At 42.8% G+C, this 14,458-nt stretch carries 12 protein-coding genes; 9 read left to right on the top strand and 3 right to left on the bottom strand.

Annotated features, from left to right (window positions below; all coding sequences use genetic code 11):
• Positions 1 to 8: 8 nt before the first annotated feature.
• From HWQ47_RS27140 to HWQ47_RS27100, 9 genes are all read left to right on the top strand, one after another.
• Positions 9 to 674, top strand: coding sequence for a TorD/DmsD family molecular chaperone (locus HWQ47_RS27140; protein ID WP_269969036.1), 666 nt, complete (start codon positions 9 to 11; stop codon positions 672 to 674).
• A gap of 136 nt (positions 675 to 810) precedes the next feature.
• The gene (locus HWQ47_RS27135; RefSeq protein ID WP_269969035.1) at positions 811 to 999 is read left to right on the top strand and encodes a twin-arginine translocation signal domain-containing protein; all 189 of its coding nucleotides are present in this window, start codon (positions 811 to 813) and stop codon (positions 997 to 999) included.
• A gap of 88 nt (positions 1,000 to 1,087) precedes the next feature.
• Entirely contained in the window at positions 1,088 to 3,937 is a 2,850-nt protein-coding gene (locus HWQ47_RS27130) for a formate dehydrogenase subunit alpha (protein WP_269969034.1), read from the top strand.
• Positions 3,938 to 3,963: 26 nt separating this feature from the next.
• The gene (fdh3B, locus tag HWQ47_RS27125; protein ID WP_269969033.1) at positions 3,964 to 4,563 is read left to right on the top strand and encodes a formate dehydrogenase FDH3 subunit beta; all 600 of its coding nucleotides are present in this window, start codon (positions 3,964 to 3,966) and stop codon (positions 4,561 to 4,563) included.
• A 20-nt stretch (positions 4,564 to 4,583) separates the two neighbouring features.
• Positions 4,584 to 5,663 carry a formate dehydrogenase subunit gamma gene (locus tag HWQ47_RS27120; protein WP_269969032.1) on the top strand — a complete coding sequence of 360 codons (1,080 nt, stop codon included), beginning with the start codon at positions 4,584 to 4,586 and terminating at the stop codon, positions 5,661 to 5,663.
• Positions 5,664 to 5,982: 319 nt separating this feature from the next.
• Positions 5,983 to 6,180, top strand: coding sequence for a formate dehydrogenase (locus tag HWQ47_RS27115; RefSeq protein WP_269969031.1), 198 nt, complete (start codon positions 5,983 to 5,985; stop codon positions 6,178 to 6,180).
• A gap of 18 nt (positions 6,181 to 6,198) precedes the next feature.
• Complete coding sequence (locus HWQ47_RS27110) at positions 6,199 to 9,054, top strand: molybdopterin-dependent oxidoreductase (protein WP_269969030.1); 2,856 nt, start codon at positions 6,199 to 6,201, stop codon at positions 9,052 to 9,054.
• 14 nt (positions 9,055 to 9,068) lie between these two features.
• A complete protein-coding gene (gene fdh3B, locus HWQ47_RS27105) occupies positions 9,069 to 9,638 on the top strand; it encodes a formate dehydrogenase FDH3 subunit beta (protein WP_269969029.1) in 570 nt (189 codons plus the stop codon).
• 67 nt (positions 9,639 to 9,705) lie between these two features.
• Positions 9,706 to 10,692, top strand: a complete 987-nt coding sequence (locus HWQ47_RS27100) for a formate dehydrogenase subunit gamma (protein ID WP_269969028.1) — start codon at positions 9,706 to 9,708, stop codon at positions 10,690 to 10,692.
• A gap of 136 nt (positions 10,693 to 10,828) precedes the next feature.
• Here HWQ47_RS27100 and HWQ47_RS27095 read toward each other — a convergent pair whose 3' ends face one another.
• From HWQ47_RS27095 to HWQ47_RS27085, 3 genes are all read right to left on the bottom strand, one after another.
• A complete protein-coding gene (locus HWQ47_RS27095; protein WP_269969027.1) occupies positions 10,829 to 11,458 on the bottom strand; it encodes an IbrB-like domain-containing protein in 630 nt (209 codons plus the stop codon).
• 2 nt (positions 11,459 to 11,460) lie between these two features.
• Positions 11,461 to 12,672 (bottom strand): phosphoadenosine phosphosulfate reductase, encoded by a 1,212-nt coding sequence (locus HWQ47_RS27090; RefSeq protein ID WP_269969026.1) that lies wholly within the window; start codon positions 12,670 to 12,672, stop codon positions 11,461 to 11,463.
• Between the two features lie 89 nt (positions 12,673 to 12,761).
• Entirely contained in the window at positions 12,762 to 14,408 is a 1,647-nt protein-coding gene (locus HWQ47_RS27085) for a methyl-accepting chemotaxis protein (protein ID WP_269969025.1), read from the bottom strand.
• Between the last annotated feature and the right edge of the window lie 50 nt (positions 14,409 to 14,458).

Genomic DNA, 14,458 nt, shown 5'->3' with positions numbered 1-14,458 from the left:
GTTTAGCTATGACCGAATTAGTAAGAGAAATATCAGAAAATGACCAGCTAAGAGCCGATATTTATCAGTTATTAGCTGCACTATTGCGTCGTCCACCAAGCATCGAATTATTGCAGTTTTTAGCGAACCTAGAGATCGATACTAACGATGACAGTGAGATGACTAAAGCGTGGGTATCCATCAAGTTAGCCGCCGAGCAGTTTAGCGTTGAGCAGCTAGAAGATGAATACTTTAACGTTTTCCTCGGCGTAGGTCGTGGTGAAATACTGCCTTATGGTAGCTGGTTTATGACGGGGTCATTGATGGACAAGCCACTGGCATTGTTGCGTCAAGATCTGATGCAACTTGGCTTTGAGCGCGAAGAGAATGTAAAGGAGCCAGAGGATCATGTTGCTGCATTATGTGAAGTGATGGGGACTTTGATTCTAGAAGCTCCAAGTTATCGTCAGTTGGCATTTTATCAGCGTCACCTTAGTAGTTGGATTGCTCGCTTTTGCAGTGAGTTGGCTAAAGCGCCAAGCGCAGCTTTTTACGCAACTCTTGCTGAACTCGCGAAAGCATTTTTTGTTATTGAGGCCAATGAATTTGAGCAGTTAAGTCTCAATATTCCAGTAAATTGCCCTGGTAACAGTGATATAGAACCTGTGACGGAAGAGGTCGTAAAAGTGAATTAATACGTGGCATTATTCCCACGATTATAGGGGTTATCGGCCGCCGATGCGGTATCAGGATCGTCGATAGCAAACTGAGGGGGAAGGATTTCCCCTCGATAAATCAGACCTTAGGGTCTTATATAAATTAGGAGACAGTATGAAGAAGCAAGCTTCCAACATCAGTCGTCGTGAAGTGTTAAAAACACTGGCGATGGGTAGTGTAGCAAGTGTAGCGGCGACCTTAACCGGCCCGGTACTTGCCCAATCAGAAGACGTCACCCAAGTAGTTAAAGGTGAAGGTTACCGAGAAACTGAACATATTCGCGCCTATTACGCTTCGTTATAGAAGTTAACTTTTTATAGTTTTGAAAAGTGGGTTAGTGAAGACATCTCCTTATCGTAAGGAATAGATGTTCCAAAATGGAGGATGTATTATGCATCTAAAACGTACATCAAATCAGGTAGACACGCCTAAAAAACCGAGTCTGGGTATTAACCGTCGTCAGTTTTTAAAAAACGCGGGTTTGACCAGCGGCGGGATCGCAGCAGTTACTGTGCTTGGCACAGGATTTATGCGAAAAGCTTCAGCTAAATTTATACCCCATGATACCCCTACCGAAATTAAGAAAACCATTTGCTCCCATTGTGCAGTCGGTTGCGGCATATACGCCCATGTGCAAAATGGTGTCTGGACAGATCAAGAACCTGCATTTGATCATCCGTTTAATGCGGGAGGTCACTGTGCTAAGGGCGCGGCAGTGCGTGAAGTTGGTCAGGGTGAAAAGCGACTGAAATACCCAATGAAAAAAGAGGGAGGTAAGTGGAAGCGAATTAGCTGGGAGCAAGCGATTCAAGAAGTGGGCGATCAAGCACTTAAAATCCGAAAGGAATCAGGTCCTGACTCCGTATTTTTTATGGGTAGTGCTAAATTTTCAAACGAGCAAGCCTATCTATACCGCAAAATGGCCGCTATGTGGGGCACTAATAACGTCGACCACTCTGCACGAATTTGTCACTCTACCACGGTAGCCGGGGTTGCAAATACCTGGGGCTATGGTGCGCAAACCAACTCAATCAATGATATGCGTAATGCTAAGTTGATGATGTTTATTGGTTCTAACCCTTGTGAAGCTCATCCTGTTGCTATGCAGCATATTCTAGTGGGCAAGGAGCGGGGAGCCAAAGTCATTGTTGTTGATCCTCGATTTACCCATACTGCAGCCAAAAGTGATGAATATGTGCATATTCGTCCAGGCACTGACATCCCTTTTATCTATGGCCTGTTGTGGCATATTTTTGAGAATGGATGGCAAGATGATTCCTTTATAGACGAGCGTGTCTATGGCGTAGAAAGCATCAGGGAGGAGGCGAAAAAGTTTCCACCCGATGTTGTTGAAAATGTTGCTGGTGTACCCGCTGCACAAATGTTTAAAGTGGCGAAAATGATGGCGGATCATCGTCCTGGTACTGTGGTTTGGTGTATGGGAGGGACTCAGCACCATATTGGTAATTCCAATACTCGATCTTACTGCATATTGCAGTTGGTATTGGGCAATATGGGGGTTTCTGGCGGTGGTACCAATATCTTCCGTGGCCATGACAATGTGCAAGGGGCCACTGATTTTGGCTTGTTGTTCGATAATCTGCCGGGTTATTACGGCCTGACGAGTGGTGCATGGCAGCATTGGTGCCGGGTGTGGGAACTGGATTATGAGTGGATGAAGAGCCGCTTTGATCAAGGGACCTACTTGGGACAAGTGCCGATGAACTCTACTGGTATTCCATGTTCACGTTGGCAAGATGGTGTACTAGAAAATAAAGATCTCATTGCCCAACGAGATAATATCCGCATGGCCTTTTTCTGGGGACAAGCCGTCAACACAGAAACGCGAGGGGCTGTGGTACGTGATGCCTTAGATAAGATGGATATGGTGGTGGTGGTTGATCCCTATCCAACAATGGCTGGGGTAATGCCGGAACGTGCCGACGGGGTATATTTACTCCCTGCAGCAACACAGTTTGAAACCTATGGCTCAGTGTCAGCGACTAACCGTTCAATACAGTGGCGCTCAAAAGTGATTGAGCCTCTGTTCGAATGTAAGCCAGATCACGAGATCATGTATTTGATAGCCAAACGTTGGGGTATTGAAGAGCAGATGTTCAAAAATATCAAAATTAATGGTACTGAACCTTTAATTGAAGATATTACGCGTGAATTTAATCGTGGTATGTGGACGATTGGTTATACGGGTCAAAGTCCTGAGCGTTTGAAATTGCATCAAGAAAACTGGTCAAGCTTTAATATTGATAGCTTGGAAGCCGCTGGAGGGCCCTGTGTAGGCGAAACCTATGGTTTGCCTTGGCCGTGTTGGGGGACGCCAGAGATGAAGCACCCCGGCACTCAAATTTTATACCGTAACGATCGTGAAGTCAGTAATGGTGGGGGAACTTTCCGTGCTCGTTTTGGTGTTGAGCGAAATGGCGATGATCTTCTTGCTGAGAACTCTTGGTCTAAGAACAGTGACATCAAGGCTGGCTATCCTGAGTTTACTGATGTCATGCTTAAACAGTTGGGCTGGTGGAATGATTTAACGCCAGAAGAACAGGTTGCTGCTGAAGGACGTAATTGGAAAACGGATCTATCCGGTGGTATTCAACGCGTGGCGATAGCCCACGGTTGTTCCCCTTATGGAAACGCTAAAGCGCGCTGTATCGTATGGAATTTCCCTGATGAAATACCGATACACCGTGAGCCTCTCTACACGCCAAGACGAGATCTGGTGGCTAAGTATCCGACCTATAATGATCGCATGGTTGCTCGACTACCGACCCTATATAAAACCATTCAAGATCAGGATTTTGCTAAAAACTTCCCGTTAGTTTTGACGTCAGGTCGTTTAGTCGAATTTGAAGGTGGTGGCGAGGAGACGCGTTCTAATCCTTGGTTGGCTCAACTTCAACTGGAAATGTACATAGAGATGAATCCTAAGGATGCTGCAGACAGAGGCATCATTCATGGGGATAAGGTCATTGTATTGAGTCCAGAGGGCAGCAAGATAAAGGTCGCGGCGATGATCACACCAAGGGTTATTCCTGGAGAAACATTTATGCCGTTTCATTTTGCTGGTGTATTTGAAATGAAGAGTTTGGCTGATAGTTATCCTGCGGGAACGGAGCCTTATGTTATTGGTGAGTCCGCCAATATTATTATGACCTATGGCTATGATGTGGTGACACAGATGCAAGAAACAAAAGCCACCTTATGCCAAATTGGCAAGGCATAACCTAACTAGATGAGGAGAGAGCTATCATGGCAGTCATGAAATTTCTATGTGACACCAAGCGCTGCATCGAATGTAACGGTTGTGTCACTGCATGTTCAAATGCTAATTCAGAAGCCCTTGTGTGGGGTCTTCAACGACGACGTGTTGTAACCCTGAAAGATGGGGAGCCCGGTGAGGCATCCATATCAGTAGCTTGTATGCACTGTAGCGATGCACCTTGTATGGCAGTTTGTCCTGCGAACTGTTTCTATCGTACGGACGAAGACATTGTGCTACACAATAAAGAGACCTGCATAGGTTGTGGCTATTGCTTTTATGCATGTCCTTTTGGTGCCCCACAGTTTCCCCAGAAAACCAGTTTTGGTACACGAGGGAAAATGGATAAGTGTACTTATTGTTCCGGAGGACCTGAGCCTGACTTTTCTGAAAAAGAGCAGAGGCTCTATGGTGCGAACCGTATTGCGGAGGGTAAGTTACCTTTATGCGCCGAGATGTGTTCAACCAAAGCGCTGCTTGCGGGAGATGCCACGGTTATCTCCAATATTTTCCGAGCAAGGGTTGCCGCTCGAAGTAATCCAAACAGTATTTGGGGTTATATACCTGAAACTGCAACGGATTCTAATTAATCATAGCAGGAGGAATAACTATGTTTACACACAAATGTAAGCAATTAGTACTCGCTCTTTTTGCTGTATTAATATGGGCGCTTGGCTCTTCAACGGTAGCATTTGCTGTTGAAGAACCATTGGATCAAGCTCAGATAGAGCAGAGCTTATTACAACAGCAGCAACAGGTTATCGCAGCTGAACAGCTACAGATACAATTGCTGCAAGCTAACCCACAAACAGCAACTGCAGATTTATGGCGGGGAATACGAGAGGGAGAGACTGGCTTTACTCATTCTCAAGATGCGGGGGCTGGTCGGTTAATCAATGCTTTTGGCAATGATGGTCGTCTAGTGCGTAATGAGTATGTTGTGCCTGCATTGGCCATAGCTGTTGTCGGTGTGTTTGGCTTGTTTTTACTATTTTACTTGATAAATGGCTCTACCAAGTTGAGTCATGGTTTTTCCGGTAAGTTAGTAAGGCGATGGACAAGAGCCGATATGTGGTTACATTGGGCGATGGCAGTGTCTTGCTTGGCCATGATGTTTACCGGCCTGACCATTATGCTGGGACGCTATGTACTGGAACCTATGGTTTCGAGTGATATATGGGCACCACTTATCTACGGCGGTAAGACGATTCATGATTGGACTGGGCCATTATTTATCCTGTTCTGGGCCATTTGCATCTTGAAGTGGATGCCAGTACAAACCTTTAAGTCATACGATTTGAAATGGTTTTTACTGGTCGGTGGTTACATCAATTTTGGACCATTTAAAGGTAAGCATCCAGATAGTGGTTTTGCCAATGCGGGCGAAAAAATGTGGTTCTGGACCTTAGTCCTATTTGGGCTGTCGATCAGTATTACTGGTATTTTGTTGGTATTACCCGATTTAGATTTATCACGAGAAACATCGATGTTAAGTCTGTTGATCCATGGCAGCAGTTCAGTCATATTGATTGGCTTTACTATCGTTCATATTTGGATGGCTACAGTGCTAAGCGAAGGCGGTTTAGAGAGTATGTCATCGGGATATTGTGATGAAAACTGGGCTGTGCAGCACCACAATCTTTGGTATGACGAGATCAAAGCTAATGGCACGTTAGAGTACAAAGAGTAAGCTGCTAGCTACGAGCTATAAGTCTTAAAGAAAGAACAAAAACCCTAGCATTCGCTAGGTTTTTTTTATGTCCGTTTAACACGAGTACCACTCGGTATAAAAGCCTCTGTTGATTTAAATCGCTGGGGCTTTTTTTGACTTCGATCTACACATGATATTTTTAAAGCGTGACCTAGTTAACGCTTTGAAGATCTGTCGTTTTTATTCGAGAACTGAACAGGATTCAGATCAACTTTTTTTCTCCCAATTTCTCATATATTAGCCGTGTAATTTATGGCTATTACCAATAATGAGTCATCCTTTCACACCAGGAGCAAGAATGAAAAAGAAACAGCCTGATCTGAGTCGAAGATCTTTGCTGAAAGCACTTACCATAGGTGGAACGGCGACAGTCGCCCTTGCCGCTACAGGTATCAGTGCCGCGCAAGCAACCGAGAGCAATGTTAGCGCTAAAAGTGCAGATGGCTATCACGAAACGAATCATATCCGCAGTTACTACAATAGCCTGCGCAGCTAAATTAGGAGAGTTCGAGCGATGCAATTAACTCGCAAATCCAACGAGGCACCTAAAGTCGAGAAGAAAACTTTAGGTATTAGCCGTCGTCAGTTTATGAAGCATGCTGGTATCACATCTGGTGGTATTGCCGCAGTTTCATTTTTGGGTACAGGCATGATGCGTAAAGCGCAGGCCAAAGATGTCCCACATGATGCACCAATCGAGATCAAACGTACTGTATGTAGTGCGTGTGCGGTCGGTTGTGGTCTGTATGCAGAAGTGCAAAATGGTGTTTGGACTGGTCAAGAGCCAGCTTTCGATCATCCATTCAACGCTGGTGGTCACTGTGCTAAAGGTGCTGCACTACGTGAACATGGCCACGGTGAGAAGCGTCTAAAATACCCAATGAAGCTTGTTGATGGCAAGTGGAAGAAATTATCTTGGGAGCAAGCTTTCAACGAAGTTGGCGACAAGATGCTAGATATCCGTAAAGAGTCAGGTCCTGATTCTGTTTACTTTATGGGTAGTGCTAAGTTCTCGAACGAAGGCTGCTACATGTACCGCAAACTTGCGGCTATGTGGGGCACGAACAACGTCGATCACTCTGCACGTATTTGTCACTCTACCACGGTAGCCGGTGTTGCTAACACTTGGGGCTACGGTGCGCAAACTAACTCTTTCAACGATATTCAGAATGCTAATGCAATCTTCTTCATCGGGGCAAATCCGGCTGAAGCGCATCCTGTTGCTATGCAGCATATTTTGATCGCGAAAGAGAAGAACAACGCTAAACTTATTGTTGTTGATCCTCGTTTCTCTCGTACTGCAGCGCACTCAGATCTTCACTGTGCACTGCGTCCAGGTACTGATATTCCATTTATCTACGGTATGCTTTGGCACATCTTCGAAAATGGTTGGGAAGATAAGACTTTTATCAAAGAACGTGTATTTGAGATGGAAACAATTCGTGCAGAAGCGAAGAAGTTCCCACCAAAAGAGGTTACTCACGTTACTGGTTGTAGCGAAGAGGAAGTCTACCAAGCGGCTAAGCTTATGGCAGACAACCGTCCAGGTACTGTGATTTGGTGTATGGGTGGAACTCAGCATCACGTCGGTAATGCTAACACTCGCGCTTATTGTATTCTTCAGCTTGCGCTAGGGAACATGGGTGTATCTGGTGGCGGTACTAACATCTTCCGTGGTCACGATAACGTACAGGGCGCAACTGACTTAGGTCTACTGTTCGATAACTTACCTGGTTATTACGGTCTGACAACAGCAGCTTGGAACCATTGGACTAATGTTTGGGATCTAGACATGGAGTGGATGAAAGGCCGCTTCGATCAAGGTACTTACTTAGGCCGTGAGCCTATGACTACCCCAGGCATCCCTTGTTCTCGTTGGCATGATGGTGTGCTAGAAGATAAAGAGAAGCTTGCTCAGCAAGATAACATTAAAATGGCATTTTTCTGGGGACAATCAGTTAACACTGAGACTCGTCAAAATGATGTGCGTGATGCGCTAGACAAGATGGACACTGTGGTTGTTGTGGATCCATTCCCAACAATGGCGGGTGTTATGCACCGTCGTAAAAATGGTGTTTACCTGTTACCTGCTGCAACTCAGTTTGAAACTGAAGGTTCAGTGTCTAACTCTGGTCGTAGTCAACAATGGCGTGAGCAGGTTATCGAGCCGTTGTTTGAATCAAAAACTGACCTTGAGATCATGTACCGTCTATCTCAGAAGCTTGGTTTTGCTGAGCAATACACTAAGCGTATCGCCAAGAGTGCGACTGACTTATTGGTTATCGAAGACATCACTCGCGAAATAAACCGTGGTATGTGGACGATTGGTATGTCAGGTCAAAGCCCTGAGCGTTTGAAGCTACATACTCAAAACTGGGGCACATTCAGCAACAAGACTCTTGAGGCTGCTGGTGGTCCAGCTAAAGGCGAAACTTATGGTCTACCTTGGCCATGTTGGGGTACTCCAGAGCAGAAGCATCCAGGTACTCAAATTCTGTATAACACAAGTAAACACGTTAAAGATGGTGGTGGTAATTTCCGTGCACGTTACGGTGTGGAATATAAGGGCAGCAATTTATTAGCGGAAGGCAGCTTCTCTAAAGGCAGTGAGCTCACAGATGGCTATCCTGAGTTCTCAGCAACCATGCTTAAGCAACTTGGCTGGTGGGATGAACTAACGGCTGATGAGAAAGCTCAAGCAGAAGGTAAAAACTGGAAGACGGATCTATCGGGCGGTATCGTTCGTGTTGCAATTAAGCATGGCTGTATTCCATATGGTAACGCTAAAGCGCGTTGTATCGTGTGGAACTTCCCAGATCAAGCCCCTGTTCACCGTGAGCCGTTATATACGCCTCGTCGTGATCTTGTGGCTAAATATCCAACTTATGACGACATGCAAGTTCATCGTCTACCGACTCTGTACAAGACTATTCAAGACAAAGACATGACAGCTAAGTATCCACTTGGTTTGACTTCTGGTCGTCTGGTTGAGTATGAGGGTGGTGGTGAAGAGTCTCGTTCTAACCCTTGGTTGGCTGAGCTTCAACAAGAGATGTTTGTTGAGATCAACCCAAGCGACGCTGCGGACCGTGGGATCAATAACGGCGATACAGTGTGGTTAGAGGGTGCTGAAGGTGGTCGTATTAAGATTCAGGCTATGGTGACGCCTCGCGTTAAACCTGGTGTGACTTGGATGCCGTATCACTTCGCTGGTGTTATGAGCGGTGAAAGCCTTGCACCTAATTATCCTGAAGGCACTATACCTTATGTAATTGGTGAGTCTTGTAACACCGCAATGACTTATGGTTATGACCCTGTGACTCAGATGCAGGAAACAAAAGCAACACTGTGTCAGATTGTGAAGGCATAAGGAAAATTACCGTTATGGCAACAATGAAATTTTTATGTGATACCAAGCGCTGCATCGAATGTAATGGTTGTGTCACTGCATGTAAGAACGAAAACGATTCTGCTCTAGAGTGGGGCATCCAACGTCGTCGCGTAGTGACTATCAATGATGGTGTGCGTGGTGAAGCTTCGATCTCAGTAGCATGTATGCACTGTACTGATGCACCTTGTCAGGCTGTGTGTCCTGCTAACTGTTTCTATAAGACTGAAGATGGCTTAACTCTGCACAATAAAGATACTTGTATCGGTTGTGGCTATTGCTTATTTGCTTGCCCATTCGGCGCGCCTCAGTTCCCTAAGAAGGGTGCATTCGGCAGTCGTGGCAAGATGGACAAGTGTACTTTCTGTGCCGGTGGCCCAGAAGAGAACTTCTCCGAAGCAGAGCGTCAGAAGTACGGTTCTAACCGTATCGCTGAAGGTAAGCTACCTATGTGTGCTGAGCTATGTGCGACTAAGTCGTTACTTGCGGGTGATGCTGAGATTATCTCTTCAATCTTCCGTGAGCGTGTTGCATACCGTGGCTCTAAAAATGCAATCTGGGGTTAATCCCTAGTCTGTATTTAGCCCAAAAATCCAGCCCCTGTTTTCAGGGGGTGGAAATTAAGGATGTAATATGAACAATTGGTTCAAACAGATAGGCTTAACTTTAGTGCTGATGTTTAGTGCTATCGGTCTGGCTCAAGCTGGCTCTTCACATGAAGCAGAACAACCTGTAGTAACAGATGGTCAAATTTGGTCTCAGTTGAAAGCGGGCGTCACTGGCGTGACGACCTCTCACGGTGAGTTCCATAATCAGCCGATCAATACCTATGACCTTCGCGTTTTAGAACTGCGTAGCGATATATTAGCCCCAGCCTTGATGGCTGCGCTATTTGGTATGATTATCATCTTTATTGTGTTTATCAAAGTGAATGGTATCTCTAAACTTCACGGTGGTTTCTCAGGTAAGTTGGTGTATCGCTGGTCTAAGTTTGATGTCTCGATCCATTGGTTAGGCGCAATTCCATGTCTGCTATTGATACTGACGGGCCTTACGCTATTGGCTGGACGCTTCTTCTTCCAACCTTATTTACCTGAAAGTGTATGGGCTAATTTTGTGTATGCTTCCAAACAGATACATGATTTTATGGCGATTCCTTTCATGTTAGGTTGGGCATTGATGGTTGCACTTTGGGCTAAGAATCAGCTGCCTAAGATGTATGACATTAAATGGATGATGGTGGTTGGTGGTTACATCAACTTCGGTCCATTTAAAGGCAAGCATCCAGATGCTGGTTTTGCTAATGCTGGTGAAAAGCTATGGTTCTGGGCGTTTGCAGTGTTCGGTCTATTGATTTCAGCCTCTGGCATGCTACTGCTATTCCCGAACTTGTTCGAGCCTAGCCGTAGCCTAAGTCTAATTGCTTTAGTACTTCACTCTGTCAGTGCCATCATTATCACTGCTTTCTCAATCGTGCATATTTTTATGGCTACGGTTATGTCTGAAGGTGGTATGGAATGTATGGTATCAGGATACTGTGATGAAACTTGGGCTACCCAGCACCACAACCTTTGGTTTGACGAAATCAAGGCTGACGGTACGCTGAAGTATAAAGAGTAATATCGAGTTTCTAGGTATTAAAGCTTAAGCTTTAAGTTAAACACCTCGTTGGTCATGCTGGCGAGGTATTTTTTTATCTATAAGATTTTAAATTCAAATGGATGCGATATAAGGCGTTGTTTATTGTCATGAATATTTATTTCCAGGCGTTGGAGAAGGAATTATGACGAAAAGCATCAGCTAATCCTGTAATTTGCTGCATACGCAAAACCTCATCTTTATCCATTCCTAGCTCCCTACCTATATCCTCATTAGTCCAGTCCATTTGTCGTAATTTAATTACTAGCTGTGAGGTGAGCTCAACTTGATGGGTCCCCCGTGCTACATTGTGTCGAATTGATGAAGACATGCGATCATCAATCTCCTTAGTGAGGATGACGACAGGCATATAACTTGAGAGTGACTGTTTTATGTTTAAATCTTGTTTTAATATCCGACTCCTATGATAACCATCGATTATGACATAGTCATCAGATCCTGACTGTTTTCCAACTATGATAGGCATTGTGACTCCATCTTTTTTTATAGAGTGTCTGAGTAGTTTGAATTCAGGTGGAGCGACAGTATTCGGATTATAATCATTATCCTTAACTTGGGAGCTACTGATTAACTTTACATTGAGTACAGGGTGCTTGAATTGAATAATTTTGGCAGCTAAATCTGACAGTTTATTAAAGACAGTTACTCGGTCTCGAACTGATAGTTCAGTGAGATCCAGTTCGTTTAGTTGTTCTATTAATAAGTCTATATCGAGTTTATTTTTCATATTTACTTCTTAGTAATATATTGACCATACAGGTCAACATAATGCTGTGTAATGCTTTTGTTTTGTCCAAATGAGAGTCCTCTGCACCAGTAATCATTTTTAATTAACACTTTGCAGATACGACGCCAGCTGGGGATTTTTTTCTGTGCTTCAAGTTTCTTGTCACCAAAATCAGGGATGGCAGAAATTCCATTATTTTTGGCATTTTTCCGCCACCATAAAAGGAATTTAAAAATTCGGGTGCGGTAGTGTTCTGCTAAATGAGGGGGCATGCTGTTTAGCAAATATTTACTGTATTGTTTATAAGTGTACCCATCAGGAAGTTCAAATCTGTAATAGCCTAAGATATGTCCTTGAACTTTACTGTATCTAGCCCCAAAGTTACATCCTTCAACGCGTTCTACGAGCTTTTGCCAAGTATGGGGTTCCAAGATCTGATATAACCATAAACCTTTGCGCTGATCATCTCCAAATGGCTGACATAGACGTTGCTGAGCCAAGCTAACACCGGCTAAGTGCATCAAGTCATAAATAGAATTATAATCCCAACCAAATTTACCATTAGCCGTCCAAATATCCTGTACATGCCAATCATAAATAGGGTAAGCGTTATACAGGTTATTAGTAATGAGCGTTGTCCATGCTAATCCACCAAATTTTTCCTTTCTTTTATTTTTAATCGTTCGGTAACGATTTAGGGATTCATCTGAACGAATTGCAACTAAACAGGCACAGCGCGTTTGTTTTTGATGCTGATACCAAGCGCCAAATTCTATGACAAACTCTTCAAACTCCATTCCATGTTGGAAAAAAGGGAAAAAATGAATATCATTAATTACTGAATAATGTTGAGGTAAAGGACGAAGCCAACGTTCTTTTTCACTAGGATTCCAACAAATCCATTTAGGTTGGAATTGTGATGTAGCGTTGCGTAGACTAATAGGGAGGCAGATCCAATAGGGGGTGATCTCTTGGCGTTTTACCATCCTATGGATATACTCAATCGTGTGTGTGTATTGAGCTTCTAAGTCAATAATTAAGACGTCGATAGGAAGTCTGTCACGGAGTCTAGCTTCCTCTATGGCTAAGTTGAGTAATACTCCCGAGTCTTTTCCACCCGAAAAAGAGATATAAAAATGAGGAAAAAAATCTAAAATTAGCTGGATCCTTTTTCGAGCTGCTATGTTTACATCAAGGTTTAATCTATTTTTCATACTATGTAATGCCTTAAAATTAGACTGCCGATGCTATTACCAACTAGAGAACTAATAAGTAGTTTGGAGTGGTGTACTCGTATCTCATATTAATAGTTAAATTTCGCTACATTGGTTTTCATATTTTCAATAAGACAGGCTAATTCAAGTGTTGTCGCACTACTTTGTTCTGCACCGCAGGCTGTTTCACTCGAAATATCATTAATTTTATTAATGTTGATATCAATCTCATTTGTGACAGCCGTTTGTTCCTCTGCTGCTGTTGCTATCTGAGTATTCATTAAATTGATGTGTTCAACATTTTCATCGATTTTGTCTAATGCAGTACCTGCTAACTCAGCCATTTTTACTGTCTTGTGCGCAAGGTTTGAACTCGTTTCCATCTTGATTACTGAACGATCACTAAATGATTGCAACTCAGTGATCATAACTCTAATTACCTCGGTTGACTCTTTTGTTCGGTTAGCCAATGAACGGACTTCATCAGCAACAACTGCAAAACCTCTACCAGCTTCGCCAGCCCTTGCGGCCTCAATTGCAGCATTAAGTGCTAGTAAGTTGGTTTGCTCCGAAATACTACCTATGACCTCTAATACAGAACTGATCTTATTGCTTTGTGTTGAAAGGCTCATGATGATCTCACTGGTTTCAGCTATTCTGTTACTTAATTCATTGATCAATTTGATAGTATCTTGAACAACCTTTTTACCGTCTTTTGTGGAAATACCTGCCAAAGCTGAAGATTCTGCAGCAAGGCTTGTACTGGTCGCAACCTCTTGTACCGTACTTGTAAATTCATGCATGGCTGTGACAACTATCTTAATTTGATCTTGTTGAACAATAACGTTTTGTTTAGTTTGCATAGTTATAGATAAGTTTTCTTCAGCAGTACTGGCTAAGCTAATTGAGTTATCATTAATGTCCATAATGATGTGTTGGAAACTATCAATGACTTTATTGAAGTCCCTCGATATATCAGAAAACTCGTCATTTCCATCGAGTAATACTCGTTGAGTTAATATTCCTTTTGTTACCTTGCCTGTTGCAGTCTGTATCTGTGTTAAAGCATCACTGATGCGATTCATTATTAATATAGACAATACAAATATGAACACAACAGTTATAAAAATAAAGCTGATAATAAAGTAAATGCTCTTTAATATATTATCACTTGTAGCTTCATATACCATGCTTGAATCAATAAACATCTGGTTTGAAAATTCTGCAGCTATTGTAATTATCTCTTCTAATTGTGGATTTATGACTTTAATCAATAATTCGTTTGAACCATAGAAATCATTTTTATTCACTTTTTCTATAGCAAGTTTAAAACCTTGAGTTTCTATATTATGGAATTTATCTATAAACTCCTCAATCATAATTCTTTGGTTAATGGTTAGTTCCGAAGAAACTATCTCACTAATAATAATATTAACTTCTGATAACGATTGTGAAATAGAATCTAAGTGGCTAGATGTAGGGTGATCATGTAAAGATGAAAACTCACTCCTAGAGTCATGTTGAAACGACAGTAATAACGAACTTCTTGCTATTCCAACAAGTTGAATTATTTTGTTAGAGTAATTATTATTTTTCATTTTTACAGAATATAAGTTTTCAACATCACCAGCTGATTTTTTCATGCTGTATACAGAGATCATTCCTACTATTAATAAAGATAGTATAGATAGAGCTATAATTATTTTCAGTCTAGTTTTTATACTATTTATAAACATATATGTACCTATTGTTGTATCAACTGTCTGATTAATTTAAATTAGTGCAA

It is taken from the genome of Shewanella sp. MTB7 (assembly GCF_027571385.1).
Lineage (GTDB): Bacteria > Pseudomonadota > Gammaproteobacteria > Enterobacterales > Shewanellaceae > Shewanella.
The sequence above is the reverse complement of the archived record's forward strand: the minus strand, read 5'-3'. Positions and strand labels throughout refer to the sequence as shown.